11 protein-coding genes are annotated in these 18381 nt (G+C 63.2%); 6 read left to right on the top strand and 5 right to left on the bottom strand.

Annotation, left to right across the window (positions count from 1 at the left end; genetic code table 11):
• Nucleotides 1-210: 210 nt before the first annotated feature.
• Nucleotides 211-1290, top strand: a complete 1080-nt coding sequence (locus tag ACNO8X_RS01830) for a dihydrodipicolinate reductase (RefSeq protein WP_418003912.1) — start codon at nt 211-213, stop codon at nt 1288-1290.
• A 25-nt stretch (nt 1291-1315) separates the two neighbouring features.
• Here the strand turns inward: ACNO8X_RS01830 and ACNO8X_RS01825 are convergent, their stop codons facing one another.
• From ACNO8X_RS01825 to ACNO8X_RS01815, 3 genes are all read right to left on the bottom strand, one after another.
• Nucleotides 1316-2491: a glycosyltransferase gene (locus ACNO8X_RS01825; RefSeq protein WP_418003911.1), complete on the bottom strand. Its 1176-nt coding sequence runs from the start codon at nt 2489-2491 to the stop codon at nt 1316-1318.
• 30 nt (nt 2492-2521) lie between these two features.
• The gene (locus ACNO8X_RS01820) at nt 2522-4465 is read right to left on the bottom strand and encodes a tetratricopeptide repeat protein (protein ID WP_418003910.1); all 1944 of its coding nucleotides are present in this window, start codon (nt 4463-4465) and stop codon (nt 2522-2524) included.
• A 524-nt stretch (nt 4466-4989) separates the two neighbouring features.
• Nucleotides 4990-9528 carry a hypothetical protein gene (locus tag ACNO8X_RS01815; protein WP_418003909.1) on the bottom strand — a complete coding sequence of 1513 codons (4539 nt, stop codon included), beginning with the start codon at nt 9526-9528 and terminating at the stop codon, nt 4990-4992.
• Nucleotides 9529-10481: 953 nt separating this feature from the next.
• Here ACNO8X_RS01815 and ACNO8X_RS01810 point away from each other — a divergent pair.
• Nucleotides 10482-11708 (top strand): glycosyltransferase, encoded by a 1227-nt coding sequence (locus ACNO8X_RS01810; RefSeq protein WP_418003908.1) that lies wholly within the window; start codon nt 10482-10484, stop codon nt 11706-11708.
• Here ACNO8X_RS01810 and ACNO8X_RS01805 read toward each other — a convergent pair.
• Nucleotides 11702-12262, bottom strand: coding sequence for a protein-tyrosine-phosphatase (locus tag ACNO8X_RS01805; protein ID WP_418003907.1), 561 nt, complete (start codon nt 12260-12262; stop codon nt 11702-11704). The genes ACNO8X_RS01810 and ACNO8X_RS01805 overlap by 7 nt on opposite strands.
• A 40-nt stretch (nt 12263-12302) precedes the next feature.
• Between ACNO8X_RS01805 and rfbA the strand changes: the two genes are divergently transcribed.
• The 4 genes from rfbA (at nt 12303) to ACNO8X_RS01785 (ending at nt 16749) form a co-directional block, all read left to right on the top strand.
• Nucleotides 12303-13172 carry a glucose-1-phosphate thymidylyltransferase RfbA gene (gene rfbA, locus ACNO8X_RS01800; RefSeq protein ID WP_418003906.1) on the top strand — a complete coding sequence of 290 codons (870 nt, stop codon included), beginning with the start codon at nt 12303-12305 and terminating at the stop codon, nt 13170-13172.
• Between the two features lie 452 nt (nt 13173-13624).
• Nucleotides 13625-14821 (top strand): DUF1972 domain-containing protein, encoded by a 1197-nt coding sequence (locus ACNO8X_RS01795; protein ID WP_418003905.1) that lies wholly within the window; start codon nt 13625-13627, stop codon nt 14819-14821.
• Between the two features lie 260 nt (nt 14822-15081).
• Nucleotides 15082-16020 carry a methyltransferase domain-containing protein gene (locus ACNO8X_RS01790; protein WP_418003904.1) on the top strand — a complete coding sequence of 313 codons (939 nt, stop codon included), beginning with the start codon at nt 15082-15084 and terminating at the stop codon, nt 16018-16020.
• A gap of 108 nt (nt 16021-16128) precedes the next feature.
• Nucleotides 16129-16749 carry a serine acetyltransferase gene (locus ACNO8X_RS01785; protein WP_418003903.1) on the top strand — a complete coding sequence of 207 codons (621 nt, stop codon included), beginning with the start codon at nt 16129-16131 and terminating at the stop codon, nt 16747-16749.
• 27 nt (nt 16750-16776) lie between these two features.
• Here the strand turns inward: ACNO8X_RS01785 and ACNO8X_RS01780 are convergent, their stop codons facing one another.
• On the bottom strand, nt 16777-18330 hold the full coding sequence (locus tag ACNO8X_RS01780) for an oligosaccharide flippase family protein (RefSeq protein ID WP_418003902.1): 1554 nt from the start codon (nt 18328-18330) through the stop codon (nt 16777-16779).
• Nucleotides 18331-18381 lie beyond the last annotated feature (51 nt).

The following is an 18381-nucleotide window of genomic DNA, read 5'->3' as shown; positions in this document are numbered from 1 at the left end:
CGGTTGGGTACTCAGGGCTAAGTTACCCACCAGTAACTGCGCTTAACTATACCGCCGGGTAACTTCTTCGCAAAGCACTTGCGGGCAATTTGTGAGCAAGGACCAACCCAGTAGTTGATCGGAGCCCCATCCCGACCGTCAAAAACACCGCGACCTGCGTTTTTCGGAGGGTGTGAGGATCGTCACTCGGGGGTGAAGTACGGTGCACAAATGCGTCGAATTGTGGTGTGGGGAACAGGAAATATGGGGGCCACGGCGATCCGATCGGCGGTGGCGTTCCCTGGGCTCGAGCTGGCGTCGGTCATCACCTCGAGCGAGGACAAGGCCGGTCGCGACGCGGCGAGGTTCGCCAACCTGGACACCCTGACCGGCAAGGTCGCCACCACCGACATCGACGCGGCTCTGGCTGACTGCGACGCGGTGGCCTATATGTCCTCCGGAGACATCCGCCCGGAGGAGGCCATCGCCGACATCGTGCGCTGTCTGCGGGCCGGCAAGCACGTCGTGACGCCGTCGCTGTACTCCCTGTACGACCCGGCCTCGGCGCCGGCCGAGTGGGTTGAGCGACTCTCTGACGCCGCTGAGGCGGGCAACGCCTCATTGCTGGTGTCGGGGGTCGATCCCGGGTGGGGCAACGACGCGCTCGCCGTGACGGCAGCGGGCCTGTGCACCCGGATCAAGACCATCAGGTGCCAGGAGATCTTCGACTACTCGACCTACAACCAGCCCGAAGCGGTGCGGGTGCGCTGCGGTTTCGGTGGCTCGATGGATGAGACGCCGCTGATGCTGATCCCGACCATTCCGACCATGGTGTGGGGCGGCAACGTCCGGCTCATCGGCCGCGGGCTCGGCATCGAGATCGACGACATCACCGAGACCTGCGAGCGGCTGCCGCTGACCGAGGCCGTCGAGAACGTCATGGGCCGATTCGAAGCCGGCACCCAGGGCGCCTTCCGGCTGGAGGTCATCGGGTGGTCGCAGGGTGTGCAGCGCGTGATCATCGAACACATCACCCGCATCGACCCGTGGTGCGCGCCGGACTGGCCGCAGCCCGACGAGGGCGTGGGCGACCACCGGGTGATCATCGACGGCGATCCGCAGCTGACCATCGTGGTGCGCGCCGACGTCCCTGGCGGTACCCGGGCCGACGGCGGCAACACCACCGCGGCCAACCGGCTGCTCGGCGCTATCGAGTGGCTCGCCACCCAGAAGCCGGGCATCTACGACGGGCTGGACGTACCGCTGCACCCGCCGCTGCCGGCTGAGGTCGAGGCGACGCGCTGGGTGTGAGCAGTCCGCCGCCTCAGCGGGTCAGCTACTCCGCTCGGCTACTCCGCAGTCTGTGGCCGGCCTGGTGCGCGCTCGACAGCGCGTGCTTTGCGGAATAGGAAGCGTCGGATGACAGTTTCTGCAAGGCGAAATCGAGGTTGGCCTTGATGCGCGGTTTGTGGGCTTCCGGTACCTCTGGCCACTCCAACAGTTCCCGGCACACCTCCGCGCTGTTCGCATAATTGCCCAGCCAGTAGTCGGCGACTGCCAGCTCGTCCAGGCACCGCCAGGTGTAGTACTCGATATCGAGAAACAGTGTATCCGTGGGCTTTTCGATCTCCAGACCTGCGGCCGCGAATAGCCGGGCCGAGGCCATGTGGTTGTGCTCGCGGAGGTAGCGCGCCAAGTTGCCCAGCGCTTCGGCGCGCGTCGGCCGAAAGTCGTAGGCCCGCATGTACAGATGAATCACCACAGACTCGTCGAATTCCAGACGTTCGGCGATGCAGGCGCATTGGTACATGGAATACCAGACCTCCTCGTCCCATCCGCCCATGGTGATCCGGTGTTCGTACGCGGCCAACGCCCGTTCCAGGTGGCCGGCGTCGCGATGGCTCTGGGCAAGGTAGAACACATAGCGGTCATTGTCAGGGTCGTCCTCTAACGCGCGCTCCAGTATTCGGGCGTCGTTGCTGTACTTCTCGTGGAGGCTGACTTGGCTCCGTCCGCCGTCGAAGTAGCCGACGATGCACGGGCCGTCAAGCCGACCTCCGGGGCGTTCGACGTCGCACGCCGGGAACTCGTGGAGCACGCCGACATAGCGCCAATCACAACTGTCGCGTAGCAGGCTTCTCCGCCAGAACACATTCTCGGCGATTCCATTGGCGTGCAGTACATCGTAGTAATCCAGATCGAGGGCGGGCCATTGGAATCCGTCCGGCACCACCAGCTGCTCGTCGGCATCGATGATGAGCATGAAATCCGCTCTGCCACGGGCCAGTTCGAGCGCTTCAGAGCGGTTGGTGCCGAAGTCTTGCCACGGACGGTGGTGCAGTTCCCCCGGGATGTCGGCCAGTAATTGTCTGATGAGGTCGGGTGTTCCGTCACTGGATCCGGTATCGACAATCACCCAGCGGTCGATCAGTCCTTTCACCGATTCCAGACAACGACCGATGACATGTCGCTCGTCCTTCACGATCATGTTCAGACAGATCGTCGGGCTCATGTGATCTCCTCGCCGCACGCCGATATCCGATCAGTCCAACTTGATGTCCGGCGGGACACTCTGGGCGAAAGCGGGGTCCGCGGCTACAACATCGCGAATCAGACTGACACCGTCGGCATCGCCTGACCGCACCATCAGAACGCCGAGGTTGAACTTCGCGGCGGGTGAATCGGGATTCAGATCGAGAACTCGTTGATACAGCGCGATCGCTCGCGCCGGGTTGGAATCAGAGTTCATGACGGCAAGGTTGTACAGCGGTTTCGCAAAGGTCGGGTCGATGGACAACGCAATGCCGTATTCGCGTTCCGCCTCGGCAATCATGTTTCGCTGTTGATAGAGGTGACCCATGTTGAAGTGGACGAATTTGTTACCGGGATCCCGATAGGCAGCTGTCAGGTAGGACCCGAACGCGGAGCCGAGGTCGCCGTTGCGTTCCGCCTCGATACCTTGCGCGATGATCGCTCCGGTCGACATCCCGACAAACGATGTGAATCTGGTCGGTGGCACAACGTGTTTGACGTGCTTGTAAATCGTCACTGTCGAAGTCTGTTGGACAGCATCGAAACTCGACAGGAACCATTGACTCAGCTCGGGAGTCCACGGGATGTAGCTGCTGAGCGGCGCAACGAGCGCGACGTAGTCCGCGCGGTTGAGTTTGTCGGCGAAGGCGGCGACGAAGTCTGTCGGGTACGTGCCGTTGTACAGCCCGTGTTGATCAGTCTGCGCGATCCACTCCCCGTACGGGTCGACCATCGTCGGGCACGTGTTGCTGTTCGAGGTGAACCGGTCGGCGACGATGGCGGATGTGGTGAGGTCGGTGACCAAGCATGACCCATCGGGGACAGCGGCCTGTATGACGTCCGCGGGGTTGAACGAGCCCCCGAGTAGCGCGCGGGCATGGGCGCTGGCTTGCACCAGCATTCCTGTCGACAGCACGCCGGCCAGAACAAGACCCGCCAGTGCCGCCCGCTGAGTGGAGACGAGACGTTTCGCAAGTGCCCCGACGAACGAGCCCGCTGCCATGCTGATGAATGCTGCCGGAAGATAGGCCTGCGTCGAATACAACTGGCCGCCAACCAATGCCGCGGCGACGGTGGCCATCAGGCCCGCGACCACGAACCAGTCGATCACGACGAAATCCGTACGCGATTTGAACACCCAATAGGTGAAACCTGCGGTCAGCAACACTGCGGCGCCGATGACAACGCTGTTCGGCACGTCTAACCATGAAATGCCCTCGACGCCAGCCAGTTGGCGGACCTTGAACATTATCGACGCGTTGCCCGCCCACTCGTGTTGAAGGGGGGCGACGACGACGTCGTCGATGAATCGGCCGGGTGCGACGGCGAAGAATGGCAGACAGAGTGCCACGAACATGCCGACCATCGACGCTGTCAATCTCAGTATGGACTGTCGCTGCAGAACGCTGATCACAACCACCGCGGCCAACGCAACGGGTATTGCCGCCAAATCCACAGCGCAGGCAGTTCCAAAAGCCGCGCCTGCCAGCAGGATCCGGCGTGGACTCGCGACACGTCCGGCCCCGAAGAGCAGGACAGCGCCGATCAAACAGAAGAGCACCGTGTACGGCGCGAGCAACAATGTATGAGTTGCATTGATTGCCAACGGGAATAGGGCGAATAACACACCCGCGGCCAATGATGCGACCGGGCCGCGTCTGCGCACTGCTGCTGCCACCAGTACGGCGTTCGCAATGGCAACCAGCAGGGTCACGACGCGCGCCAGTATCAGCGCCGTCGACGACCCCGCGACTGCACCGACTGCTGCGACAGGCGACATCAGGACAGACATTCCTGGGGGATGCAGTAACAAGAAGCTGCTATAGGGCAGATCGCCGTGGATCAGCCTGATCGCCGAGCCCAGCAGTATGCCGTCGTCATAGCCCACGCCGCTCGCCGCCGCCCCGTGAATACCGGTCAACGCGAACGGCTGAGTAAGGACGAATATGCTCAAACACGCAGCCAATATTGCCGGCGTAATCAACGAAAGGCTTTCCGCGGAAGGCCATCCCCTTCTGGGCGCCTGCGTGGAAGTTGCCGTCTCTAGCTCAAGCTGAGAATGCATGCACTGCCCCACTATCACTCGATTTTTTGCTCTCAAAAGTCATTGGGTGCGAGATAGTCGCGGATTCGTCGTCAGGCCGACGCCGGCCCCTTATCTTGCTCATCCACGCTTCACCGGCCGCAAGATTGACATCGGTCGCCCCGAAGTGTTGAACGCCCGATAGCCCGCCGAAATCTACGTGCATCGGTAGACGCTGCCCGTCCTGATCACGCTGCCCAAGATCGATACGCCCGCATAGGTGTCGTACATCTTGCTGCACGTGACGGCGGGGCCCGTGGGAGCGCCGACTGTGCCACCTAGGCCCGTGGTGGCATCAACTGCGTAGGCCGGCACCATATATGTACCGGCTCCGGGCACACTCGAGGAGCATGTACCACCCAGCCCAGCGAGAGAACCGGTGCAACCAGAAATAGTCACGTAGCCGGCCGTTGCGCCGGTGGCGCCTTGGGTTCCGGTTGCGCCTGTGGCACCCGTTGCGCCAGTGGCGCCCTGTGCTCCGGTTGCGCCTTGGGCTCCCTGGGCTCCGGTGGCTCCAGTGGCACCTTGGGCACCGGTCGAGCCCTGGGCTCCGGTAGCACCTTGGGCACCGGTTGTACCTTGTGCGCCTTGGGCTCCTGTTGCGCCGGTGTCGCCGGTGGCGCCTTGGGCACCGGTCGAGCCCTGGGCTCCGGTAGCACCTTGGGCACCGGTTGTACCTTGTGCGCCTTGGGCTCCTGTTGCGCCGGTGTCGCCCGTGGCTCCTTGGGCACCGGTCGAGCCTTGGGCTCCGGTTGCTCCCTGGGCGCCAGCTGCGCCCGTATCACCGGTTGCACCTTGGGCACCGGTTGCTCCCTGGGCGCCGGTTGCGCCTGTATCACCGGTTGCGCCTGTGGCTCCTGTTGCGCCGGTGTCGCCTTGTGTGCCCGTGGCGCCGGTGTCGCCTTGTGTGCCCGTGGCGCCTTGTGCGCCTTGGCTTCCGGTCGCTCCTTGCGGGCCGGCAGCACCAGTATCGCCGGTGGCTCCTTGAGCACCGGTTGCGCCGGTGGCACCTTGGGCACCGGTCGAGCCTTGGGCTCCGGTCGAGCCTTGGGCGCCAGCTGCGCCCGTATCACCGGTTGCTCCCTGGGCACCGGTTGCGCCTGTGGCTCCTGTCGCGCCGGTGGCTCCTTGTGTGCCTTGGGCTCCTGTCGCGCCGGTGTCGCCTTGTGCGCCCGTGGCGCCGGTGGCTCCCTGGGCGCCAGCTGCGCCCGTATCACCGGTTGCACCTTGGGCACCGGTTGCACCTTGGGCACCGGTTGCTCCCGGGGCGCCGGTTGCGCCTGTATCACCGGTTGCGCCTGTGGCTCCTGTTGCGCCGGTGTCGCCTTGTGTGCCCGTGGCGCCGGTGGCGCCTTGTGCGCCTTGGCTTCCGGTCGCTCCTTGCGGGCCGGCAGCACCGGTGTCGCCGGTGGCACCTTGGGCACCGGTCGAGCCTTGGGCTCCGGTCGAGCCTTGGGCGCCAGCTGCGCCCGTATCACCGGTTGCTCCCTGGGCACCGGTTGCGCCTGTGGCTCCTGTCGCGCCGGTGGCTCCTTGTGTGCCTTGGGCTCCTGTCGCGCCGGTGTCGCCTTGTGCGCCCGTGGCGCCGGTGGCTCCCTGGCCACCGGTCGAGCCTTGGGCACCGGTCGCGCCGGTGTCGCCGGTAGTTCCTTGAGAGCCGGTGGCGCCTTGTGCGCCTTGGCTTCCAGTCGCTCCTTGCGGGCCGGCAGCACCGGTGTCGCCGGTGGCTCCCTGGGCACCGGTCGAGCCCTGGGCTCCGGTAGCTCCTTGAGAACCGGTGGCGCCTTGGGCACCGGTTGCGCCCGTATCACCGGTGGCGCCCTGTGCGCCTTGGCTTCCAGTCGCTCCTTGCGGGCCGACAGCACCGGTGTCGCCGGTAGCTCCTTGAGAACCGGTCGAGCCCTGGGCTCCGGTAGCTCCTTGAGAACCGCTAGCTCCTTGAGAACCGGTGGCGCCTTGAGCACCAGTGGCTCCTTGGGCACCGGTTGCTCCCTGGGCGCCAGCTGCACCGGTATCACCGGTGGCTCCTGTCGCGCCGGTGTCGCCGGTGTCACCTTGTGCGCCTTGGCTTCCAGTCGCTCCTTGCGGGCCGGCAGCACCGGTGTCGCCGGTAGCTCCTTGAGCACCGGTCGCGCCTTGAGCACCTGTTGCGCCTTGAGAACCGGTTGCACCTTGAGCACCAGTGGCTCCTTGGGTACCGGTAGCTCCTTGAGAACCGGTGGCGCCTTGGGCGCCGGTTGCGCCCGTATCGCCGGTATCACCTTGTGCGCCTTGGCTTCCAGTCGCTCCTTGCGGGCCGGCAGCACCGGTGTCGCCGGTGGCTCCCTGGGCACCGGTCGAGCCCTGGGCTCCGGTAGCTCCTTGAGAACCGGTGGAACCTTGGGCGCCGGTTGCGCCGGTGTCACCTTGTGCGCCGGTGTCACCTTGTGCGCCGGTGTCGCCGGTGTCACCTTGTGCGCCTTGGCTTCCAGTCGCTCCTTGCGGGCCGACAGCACCGGTGTCGCCGGTGGCGCCTTGAGCGCCGGTCGAGCCCTGGGCTCCGGTAGCTCCTTGAGAACCGGTGGCGCCTTGAGCACCGGTGGCGCCTTGAGCACCAGTGGCTCCTTGGGCTCCGGTTGCTCCCTGGGCGCCAGCTGCACCGGTATCACCGGTGGCGCCTTGGGCTCCGGTTGCTCCTGTCGCGCCGGTGTCGCCGGTAGCTCCTTGGGCACCGGTCGCGCCTTGAGATCCGGTGGAACCTTGGGCGCCGGTTGCGCCCGTATCGCCGGTGGCGCCTTGTGCGCCTTGGCTTCCAGTCGCTCCTTGCGGGCCGGCAGCACCGGTGTCGCCGGTGGCGCCTTGAGCACCTGTTGAGCCTTGTGTGCCTTGGGCTCCCGTGGCGCCTTGGGCGCCGGTCGAGCCCTGGGCTCCGGTAGCTCCTTGAGAACCGGTGGCGCCTTGGGCACCTGTTGCGCCTTGAGAACCGGTTGCACCTTGAGAACCAGTGGCGCCTTGGGCTCCGGTGGCTCCTGTCGCGCCGGTGTCGCCGGTTGCGCCTTGAGCACCGGTCGCGCCTTGAGAGCCGGTGGAACCTTGGGCGCCGGTTGCGCCGGTGTCACCTTGTGCGCCGGTGTCACCTTGTGCGCCGGTTGCGCCGGTGTCACCTTGTGCGCCTTGGCTTCCAGTCGCTCCTTGCGGGCCGACAGCACCGGTGTCGCCGGTGGCGCCTTGAGCGCCGGTCGAGCCCTGGGCTCCGGTAGCTCCTTGAGAACCGGTGGCGCCTTGAGCACCAGTGGCTCCTTGGGCACCGGTTGCGCCTTGAGAGCCTTGGGCTCCGGTGTCGCCAGTGGCTCCTTGGGCACCGGTTGCTCCCTGGGCGCCAGCTGCACCGGTATCACCGGTGGCGCCTTGGGCTCCGGTGGCTCCTGTCGCGCCGGTGTCGCCGGTAGCTCCTTGGGCACCGGTCGCGCCTTGAGAGCCGGTGGAACCTTGGGCGCCGGTTGCGCCCGTATCGCCGGTATCACCTTGTGCGCCTTGGCTTCCAGTCGCTCCTTGCGGGCCGGCAGCACCGGTGTCGCCGGTAGCTCCTTGAGCACCGGTCGCGCCTTGAGCACCTGTTGCGCCTTGAGAACCGGTTGCACCTTGAGCACCAGTGGCTCCTTGGGTACCGGTAGCTCCTTGAGAACCGGTGGCGCCTTGGGCGCCGGTTGCGCCCGTATCGCCGGTATCACCTTGTGCGCCTTGGCTTCCAGTCGCTCCTTGCGGGCCGGCAGCACCGGTGTCGCCGGTGGCTCCCTGGGCACCGGTCGAGCCCTGGGCTCCGGTAGCTCCTTGAGAACCGGTGGAACCTTGGGCGCCGGTTGCGCCGGTGTCACCTTGTGCGCCGGTGTCACCTTGTGCGCCGGTGTCGCCGGTGTCACCTTGTGCGCCTTGGCTTCCAGTCGCTCCTTGCGGGCCGACAGCACCGGTGTCGCCGGTGGCGCCTTGAGCGCCGGTCGAGCCCTGGGCTCCGGTAGCTCCTTGAGAACCGGTGGCGCCTTGAGCACCGGTGGCGCCTTGAGAACCAGTGGCGCCTTGGGCTCCGGTTGCTCCCTGGGCGCCAGCTGCACCGGTATCACCGGTGGCGCCTTGGGCTCCGGTTGCTCCTGTCGCGCCGGTGTCGCCGGTAGCTCCTTGGGCACCGGTCGCGCCTTGAGATCCGGTGGAACCTTGGGCACCGGTTGCGCCCGTATCGCCGGTGTCACCCTGTGCGCCTTGGCTTCCAGTCGCTCCTTGCGGGCCGGCAGCACCGGTGTCGCCGGTGGCGCCTTGAGCACCTGTTGAGCCTTGTGTGCCTTGGGCTCCCGTGGCGCCTTGGGCGCCGGTCGAGCCCTGGGCTCCGGTAGCTCCTTGAGAACCGGTGGCGCCTTGGGCACCTGTTGCGCCTTGAGAACCGGTTGCACCTTGAGAACCAGTGGCGCCTTGGGCTCCGGTGGCTCCTGTCGCGCCGGTGTCGCCGGTTGCGCCTTGAGAACCGGTGTCACCTTGTGCGCCTTGGCTTCCAGTCGCTCCTTGCGGGCCGGCAGCACCGGTGTCGCCGGTAGCTCCTTGAGAACCGGTGGCTCCCTGGGCTCCGGTGGCTCCTGTCGCGCCGGTGTCGCCCGTGGCGCCTTGAGCACCTGTTGCGCCTTGTGTGCCTTGGGCTCCCGTGGCGCCTTGGGCACCGGTTGCGCCGGTGTCGCCAGTGGCTCCTTGAGCACCTGTTGAGCCTTGGGCTCCGGTGGCTCCTTGGGCTCCGGTGGCTCCTTGGGCGCCGGTCGAGCCCTGGGCTCCGGTAGCGCCTTGAGAACCTGTCGCGCCTTGTGCGCCTTGCGCTCCGGTGGCTCCCTGGGCTCCGGTTGGACCTTGAGAACCGGTTGCGCCTTGAGAACCGGTGGCTCCTTGAGAACCGGTGGCTCCTTGGGCACCCTGCGCACCTGTTGAACCTTGGGCGCCTGTCGCGCCCTGAGGTCCGGTCGCCCCCTGCGTTCCTTGCGGGCCCTGCGGACCTTGGGGACCACGCGGATGAGGCGGTTTCGGAGGCCACGGGATCGGTGGTAGGCGAACCCAAGGCGGCGGCCTCCACCGTGGTGGTGCTGGGATGCGGCCAGGATTGACATGGGACCCGGTACTGGGCGTATTCGGACCGGAAGATGACGGCGCGGTTGGATCGGTAGGGGCTGGCCCGAGCGGCCCGGGACTCGTTCCCGTAGGCGGCGCGCTCGCAGGCAACGGTGGACGCTTTGGCGGGCCGGCGGTAACCGGCCGTGGCATAGGATGGGGCTGGCCAGGAACAGGATTAGGTTCTTTTGGCAAAGCCGACGCTACCGGCGTGCCGACGGCGCCGACGGCTGTCGATGCCGCCATCACCGCCATCAGCGCTTTGGAGAGCGCTTTGCTTATCGGTGCTCTCGACTTCCGATGGCGCGCCATAGGAGCTACCTCATTCCTCAGCCGGGAGCGCCGTTGGCGCCTACCATCTCCACCGACCGCGCCACACAGCCCTCCGGCCTGCAGGTAATTTATAGCGCGAGCGTCAATTGTTGCGGCGAATCGTCAATATTGGGTTCGTCGGCTCGGCTCGGCTCGGCGCGTGGGCTGCGGCAGGGAGTGCACTCGTGTTGCTCGCAGGCCAGATCGCTGCGGGGTTGGCAGTCCGGGTCGGGGAGCCGCAGTGATGTTCGCGCGCGACCGAGACTGTGTGGGGCTTGCCAGCAAAGAATCCATACTGGTTGGGGACAAACCGGAGGCATCTGACCGGTTCGTCTGTCCCGTGCAAATCTCCAGTGTTGCAAACCTCGGTCGCCTATATTGTCTGCCACCACCCGCACCCGAGAGCCCGGACCGACGACGAATTGCGGCCTACACTGAGCGTTGCGACAGGATTGAGATGTCATTCGATTTGATCAGAGTCTGCGTGTTCGGGCTGACTGACTCAAGAGAGCTCACAAAGATACGGCTATCGCACGCGTTCGAGACAGAAGCTGATCGATTCGATATCGTCGCTTTCGACGGGTCATCCAATTTTGGCAGCATTGTCGTAGAACATCGTCCGCAGGTTTTCATTACATTCGGTGCAGATCAAGAGTCTTTTCCCGAACTGATGAACGCGCCGATGGAGATTCGGAAGCGGTGGCTACACTTCGCCGCAGATGACGTCGATTTCTCCAACGTCGCGGAGCAAATACTTCACAACTACGTGGCTAATGCAGCGGAGCGAAGATTGCCCGTGCAGCCGTTGGTGAGTGTTTTCACGGCAGCGTATCTTACGGGCGCAAAAATCGATCGCCCGCTCTCGTCGCTCCTCGCGCAGTCCTACACCAATTGGGAGTGGGTGATCTACGACGACTCACCCGACGATGGCGCGACCTTCGAAGAGCTATGTGAAATTGCGCGAAGTGACCACCGGATCAGCGTTCACCGAGGTGATCGACCGTCGGGAGCGATCGGCGAAGTGAAGAGACGGGCGTGCGGCCTCGCGATCGGTGAACTGCTGCTCGAGCTGGACCACGACGATGAGTTGCTCCCTGATGCTCTATTTAACCTTGTCGAAGCTCACCACAAGTACCCCGACGCCGGCTTCTTCTACTCGGATTGTGCCGATATTTTGGAAAGCGGGGAGAATGCGACCTTCCCGGAAGGCTGGGGATTCGGATTCGGCAGCTACCGAGGTGAATACCACAAGTACGCCATGTATCTGGTTGCAAATTCTCCGGAAGTGAACTCGAAGACTATTCGTCATATCGTTGCCGCGCCGAATCATTTCAGAGCCTGGACTCGTCACGGATATCAGGTAGCCGGCGGATACAACTCCGAATTGCACACATGCGAAGACTACGAACTGATCCTACGGACTTTCCTCACTACCCGCATGTGTCATATCAAAAAGTGGGGATACATCCAGTACAACAACAACTTGTCATGTGGAAATACTCAGCGGACGCGAAATCCTGAAATTCAACGTCTTGTCCGCGCATTCATGCTCCACTATAACGATCGTATTCATGATCGCTTCGTCGAGCTCGGTGTGGATGACTTCATTTGGCGTGACAATGGGGTTCTTGACTGGGAGATGAAGAACCCTGAGAACGCGCCCTACGCGAACTACGTCTACTGATGCTTCTGGCGGCAGAGTGCGAGGACCGGCGGCAGCAGTGCGGCGATCTGTTCGCCGATCGCTAGGAAGGCATTGATGTCTTGGCCGATCGGATCGGCGATCTCCACCGGCCGATGTTCGGCCAGGTGGAGGCGCAACGCCGTAAGGTCCTCGACCGTGCATGCACCGTATGTGGAGGCCAGGAGGGAAGCTTCACCGAGGGTGAACGTCTTTCGGAACTGGCGCGGCGCCAGTTCCAGTACGGCGGTTCGTTGCGCTGTGGTCATGGTGAGGACAAGGTCGGCGTCGGAGGCGATTCGCGGAGTCAGCTGTCGCGCGGCGAAGTTCGCGGGATCGCCGCCCAGTCCGACCAGGACCTCGGCCGCAAAGCGATGAACCGGATGGGCAATCACGGCGTGGATTCCTGCGCTGGACGCGGTGAAGTCGGGGATCCCCGTCTGCGCGGCGATTCCCGCTGAAAGTCGTTCTGCGGTGGGCGATCTGCAGATGTTGCCGGTGCAGACGAAGAGGATGCGCAGGTCGACCTCCCAAAAGAGCCTTAACGCAAACGTCAATAATCCTGTGTGCGTGATCCTGGCGTGCCACGATATGCCCGTGAAGGGCATCATCCTAGCGGGCGGGTCGGGCACCAGGCTCCACCCGATCACCCTGGGCGTGTCCAAGCAGTTGATTCCGGTTTATGACAAGCCGATGGTCTATTACCCGCTGTCGACGCTGCTGTTGGCGCAGATCCGCGACATCCTGGTCATCACAACACCTTTCGACGCACCGAGTTTTGAACGACTCTTGGGCGATGGTTCGCGATTCGGCGTATCGATCACGTATGCACGGCAGGCGTCGCCGGACGGGTTGGCACAGGCGTTTTCTATCGGCGCGGACTTCATCGGGGGCGACAAAGTCGTGCTTGTACTGGGTGACAATCTGTTGTATGGCCCGGGTTTGGGTACACGCCTGCAGAATTTCAACGAAGTCGATGGCGGCGCCATTTTCGCGTATTGGGTGGCGGAGCCCAGTGATTATGGCGTCATCGAATTCGATCCGCAGGGATTGGCTGTCTCCCTTGAGGAAAAGCCAAAAGTTCCCAAAAGCAATTACGCTATTCCTGGGCTGTATTTCTACGACAACGACGTTGTTTCCATTGCCCAGGATTTGAAGCCGAGTGACCGCGGCGAGTACGAGATCACCGATGTCAACCGCCGGTATCTCGAGCAGGGGCGGCTGCACGTGCAGGTGCTGCCGCGCGGCACGGTGTGGCTCGACACCGGCACGGTCGACCACATGACCGACGCGGGGGAGTTCGTCCGCACGATGGAGCGGCGGACGGGCCTCAAGATCGGCGTCCCCGAAGAGATCGCATGGCGGCAGGGCTTCCTCACAGACGACGAGCTCCGGGAGCGCGCCGAGCGGCTCGTGCGGTCCGGTTATGGCAGCTACCTGCTAGATCTTCTCGATCACGGGTGGTGAAATCCGGCGCTCGTCGGCTCTGCGGGGTCTGGCCGGGTTGCGCTGTTCTGAAAGTTGCTGAGGCCCGGGCGGGCTACATCGTGGTTTTACCGAAGGCAGCGTGCGCCGAGTCTTTGGCAACGGCCGGTACGGGGTAGTGCAGCGCCTTGACCTGCAATTATTTGACGCATAGGTAAGTTTTGGTCAGCCCGGGTCTCTGAAACTGTTGTCGAAATCCGCCGCTGGCTATGCAAACACCCCATCGGTTGCTGGCGGAGATATTCATAAATGAGACTAACAAAAATCCACCTTTTAATATTGACGTTTTAGAAAAAAACTTTGTGAAATCGCTTCCTGGGTGTCCACCGTGGTCGTAGCATCGGCCTCGTATCGGGCCTTCGTGTGGGTTCCATGAGCTGCGCATTAGAAGCCCGCTTACTTACCCTAGGTATTTGGTCTAGATCGGGGGCCTGATGTCTTCAGTGGCAATAATCGGAACGCGCGGATACCCCAGCTATTACGGGGGATTTGAGACGGCCGTCCGAAAACTTGCACCCGATTTGGCGGATATGGGGTGGGACGTCACGGTCTATGGCCGGCACGGTGCCACGAAGCCGGACGACCCGACCTTGGACCCGCGCATAAAGCGAAGGGTCACCTGGGGCTTGGAGACCCAGAAGTTGAGCACGCTGTCGCACGGCCTGACGGCTGCGCTTGATGCCGCAGTGCGCAAGCCAGACGTCGCATTGATCATGAATTGCGCAAACGGATATTTTCTTCCGATCCTGCGGGCGCGTGGTATCCCGACGCTGGTGAATGTCGACGGACTCGAATGGGAACGCGATAAGTGGAGTCCGCTGGCCAAGCGGGTCTTCAGGCAGGCGGCCGAATGTACGGCGCAATGGGCGGACGGGCTCGTTTTTGATGCGCGCAGGATCGCGCAGTACTGGAAAGACACATTTGACGCTGAGGGGACGTTCATTCCCTATGGCGGCGATATCGCGCCTGAGCTGGCTGCGCCAAAGGGGCTGGCGCATCGCGAATACGTCCTGGTGGTAACACGATTGGTGCCCGAGAACACTGTGGCACAGTTCTTCGAAGCAGTGCCGGCGATTGCCGAACAGTACCCCGTGGTGATCGTCGGCAGCTCCGGCTACGGAGGTGAATTGGATGAGACCGCGCGACGCTTGTCCGCTCACCCATCTGTCACCTGGCTGGGGCACGTACATGACGATGAGCTGCTACTTGCGCTGTGGCAGCACGCCGGCCTCTATTTCCACGGCCACAGTGTAGGTGGGACCAATCCGGCCCTGGTGCAGGCAATGGCCGCCGGTGCGCCGATCTTGGCCCGTGACACCGACTACAACCGCGAGGTGCTCGGTTCGGCCGGTGAGTTTGTCTCTGACGATCCGGAGCTGATCGCCAAGACCATTTTGCATCTGATGGACAATCGTGCTGCGCGGGAACAGGAATCGCACGCCGGCATAGTGCGGGCGGCGCAGCACTATTCATGGGCGCAGGTTGCCCGCAGCTATGACGGTGCGATGCGTGCAGTGATGGAAGCGCGTGGTGTCGCTGCACATGCTGAAGTCCATCCCATCCTGAGTCGTGCTGCGGCGCTTAATATTCCAGTCCGGAGCCCGGTCGGGTCGCAACGGCTGGCCATGTAGCGGCAACGGAATCCGGACGTGTGCAAAGGGCACTGCCTATTGGGCGGGTGTCGATCCACTGTCTGGGTGTGTGTCACACCATGCGCCAGAACCACGAGATATCCATAGCCACAGCGACATTCGGTAGTGGCTAGCTGCAATGTTGGTCGGCGCTCAACTGGAGAGTGGTCTGCGGGCGCGAGGCTCGCCGCAGGTAAGGAACCTCGGGACGACGCGAGAAAAAGCATTTCCGAAGAATCTGAGCGTGGCATACTTCGACAGTGAGCATTGAAGGAACGGCCGAAAGGCTGCCGCTCGTGAGTCCAATCGCCTGTCCTGAATGTCATGGCGGCCTGGAGCATCACGAGGCAGGCGCCATGTGCCGGTCCTGCTCGGTTACCTATCCGGTTCTTGATGGCGGCTATCTCAATTTGATGCCACCGACATCAACAATTGCACTGGTACCGGATGACGACTATTTGGCTGAGCAGATAAATTGCGGGGCCGCCGACCGCGCCGAACGGTGGCTGGCCCGCCAGCTGCGGCCCGAAGACCGGAACGCGCTTGACGTCGGATGCGGAACGGGGTCCATCGGAAAGACGATTGTCGAGTCATATCCGGCGATCGACGCTTGGGGCGTCGACCTCCCCGGCAACCTTCCGGGCTGGCTGAGCGCGGGGGCAAATCCCGAGCGCGTCGTGTCCGGCTCTGCGTTGGATCTGCCGTTCGAGTCCAACATGTTCGACCTGGTCTGGTCCTTTGGTGTCATCGAGCACATTGGTGAGCCTGACCCACCGGCAGCACGAGAAGCCGACCGCCAGCGCTACATCAGCGAGATGATGCGGGTCCTCAGGCCTGGTGGCCGCGCCATCATCGTCGCGCCAAATAAGCTGTTCCCGTTGGATCCCGCGCACGACTGGTCGACGAGCAAGCTTGGTCACCGCCTCTTCGAGCGCACGCACCTGAACCTGCACCCAACGTGGGGGCCCCACCCGTTGATGTCATTCGCCGAGGTTCGGCGAATGGCGCGCGCGGCGGGTGCCAGCAGGGTTCGTCCGCTCAACATGGCGAACTATTTCCAATTCGTACGCGTCGGTTCGGCGCGTGCAGCGTGGTTGGTGCCAGCGGCGCGCTGGTATCTGAATCACCTGCCGAGCTGGCTGGGCGCAACGCCGTTGGCGCCATTCCTGGCAGTCGAACTGACCCGTGGAGAGCGTTGAGTCCGAGCTCAGGCGCATCGCGTCCCGTTGGCAGCGCTGAGAACTCCGTGCGACTGACTGAAATCAGATAGCGCCACCGGCAGCACCAGGTCCACTAGAATTCGACCCATGGGGCGTAGTTTTCGGATGAAGCTGGTGCCGTTCATGCGCATCTGGGCGTACCCACTTTGGTTCGGTGTCAACAGATCTGAGGCTGCGGCGACAGTTGCTGCGGATGTCGATTGGTGGGTGCGCTGTCTTGGCGACGGCGAACTCCAGGCGCTCGATCAGTACTCACGATTCGCGTATCTGAGCGGGGCGATGCCGGAATTCCGGACTTTGGTGCACTACCGGCTGCGGTGTGCGCCGATGCCGGTCCGCGTGATTCTGTACGTGATGTACCGCCCGCCTGCGTACCCCAAGCTCGTAGCCGACCGAATCGGTCCCGCGCTGTTCATTCAGCATGGGGTGGGGACCATCGTGAGTGCCGAGTCGATCGGAAGTTATTGCTGGATCAACCATCAGGTGAGCATCGGCTACAACGCAAAGGGCCGGCCGACGCTCGGCGACCGAGTCTGGGTCGCGGCCGGCGCCATCGTCCTGGGGCCGATTACCCTCCACGACGGCGCGACAGTCGGAGCCAACGCGACGGTGATGCACGACGTCGCAGCGGGCGAAACCGTCGTGGCGCCACTTGCCGTCCGTCTCGATCGACGGCGCCAGGACAGCGACCAGCCGAACTCGAACTGAGCCAAGAGCGCAGACAATACCGAACCATCAACGGGTGTGGCTTGGCAGCTCTTTTCCCTTGAAAGCCGTGCGCAGTTTCGAAGGAAGCGGCAATTGGGGTAGATATCCGCGCTTCCAACTGATGAACAAGTAGGTCGCAAAGAATACGATGGCTGATGCGCAGAACGGCAAGATGGCCGATCTACGGTCGTCGATCGGAGCGATGAAATTGAATGGTATTGCGGCTATGGCAGCGACTACAGCGGCGGTGAACGGCCCCACGACACCACGGGTGTAGAGCTTCAACGGGATGCTGAGCTTCACATGCGCATAGCGAAGACCGAGAAATTTCGCGGTGGGAACGCAGATTGCAAGTGCCCCAGCCAGTCCCGCGAATCCCCAGAAGTGCGTGGCGGCTACTGCGGCTATCGTTTGAATTATGCCGGTGACCACTGAGACCTGTGCGATCACTGCCGGCCTGCCGATCGCCGATAGTGTGCATGAACATATTGCAGTCGACAGGTTGACGGCTATTCCGGCAAGTAGCGCGAGCAGTACAACGGTCACCTGCTGGTGATCGTTGCCGAGCCACACAGTAATGGCGGAAACTGCGGTGGCCGCCATGGCAAATGGGAATATCAGTGCGACCGATGTGTTGCGGCGCGTCAGATGCTCATACTGATGGAGGACGCCGTCCATGCCCCTGGTGATGTACGCGTGTGTCAGATGCGGGGTCAAGGTAGATGCGGACGCGCTTCCCAAAACTTGTGCCCCCATCGCAAGTCGATTGGCAAGTTCGTAGATGCCCGCCGCAGAAGGGCCGATCATGAGGCCCGCGATGATTTTTCCGGATTGCAGCGCCAGCGTATCGGCTGCGGCAGCAACTTGTGATGTCAGCGCGTAACCGAAATACTCGCGCATGAACGCTGGTGTCGGTATCGCGAAGGGGATGCGTCGTTCGCCGGCAAGCTTGATGGCAAGCACCACGACACAACCGAGAGCCGAGCCGGTGACGGACCCATACGCGAACCAAGTCAATGATGGGTTCAACGCCAACCCGACGACCCCTCCGGAGGCTTGGAGTACCGACAAGATTGCCAACCCCACGGTTGTGGGCACTACCCGGCCTATACCGATGGAGGCAGCTGTCAATACCCAGCCGAGGATGCCCAGAACCAAAATCGAGATCGAACTCAGGAACAGGCACCGCGTGAGCGCTGGATCCTCCAATCCGAGGACGCGGGTCATGGGCTCTGCAGCCAATACTGCTGCGCCGCTGAGGATTGCCCATATCGCAAGCAGCATCCCGAAGCACATGGTGAGGACGCTGCCCTGGCCCTTGACATCACCTTTGGCGTGGAACAAGGCCACATATCGCACGGTCGCTCGTGCGGCGCCCAGGTCGAGGAGGGCCCCGTACTGCACGATGGCTCCGGTGACGGCCCAGATGCCGAAATCATGCAAGCCCAGGCGAGCGACAACGTACGGCGTGCAGACAATCTGAACGCTGTAGCCGGCCACAATAGGCAGCATTTGAACCGCGGAACCCAGTTTGAGTGAGGTTGCGCTCTTCGCCGGCCGCGCTTCCTTGGAGTCTGTCAACTTGATCGAACCCCACTCTTACCAAGGGCCTGTGCGTAGGTCGTTCCCATG

This window comes from Mycobacterium sp. PDNC021 (genome assembly GCF_048282635.1).
GTDB classification, from domain to species: domain Bacteria; phylum Actinomycetota; class Actinomycetes; order Mycobacteriales; family Mycobacteriaceae; genus Mycobacterium; species Mycobacterium llatzerense.
This window is presented reverse-complemented; position numbering and strand designations above follow the sequence as displayed.

Bases quoted from the DNA above. Each gene is read 5' to 3' on its own strand.
- ACNO8X_RS01830 (WP_418003912.1), top strand. From the start codon at position 211: ATGCGTCGAATTGTGGTGTGGGGAACAGGAAATATGGGGGCCACGGCG.
- ACNO8X_RS01825 (WP_418003911.1), bottom strand. From the start codon at position 2,491: ATGAGCCCGACGATCTGTCTGAACATGATCGTGAAGGACGAGCGACAT.
- ACNO8X_RS01810 (WP_418003908.1), top strand. From the start codon at position 10,482: ATGTCATTCGATTTGATCAGAGTCTGCGTGTTCGGGCTGACTGACTCA.
- ACNO8X_RS01795 (WP_418003905.1), top strand. From the start codon at position 13,625: ATGTCTTCAGTGGCAATAATCGGAACGCGCGGATACCCCAGCTATTAC.
- ACNO8X_RS01785 (WP_418003903.1), top strand. From the start codon at position 16,129: ATGGGGCGTAGTTTTCGGATGAAGCTGGTGCCGTTCATGCGCATCTGG.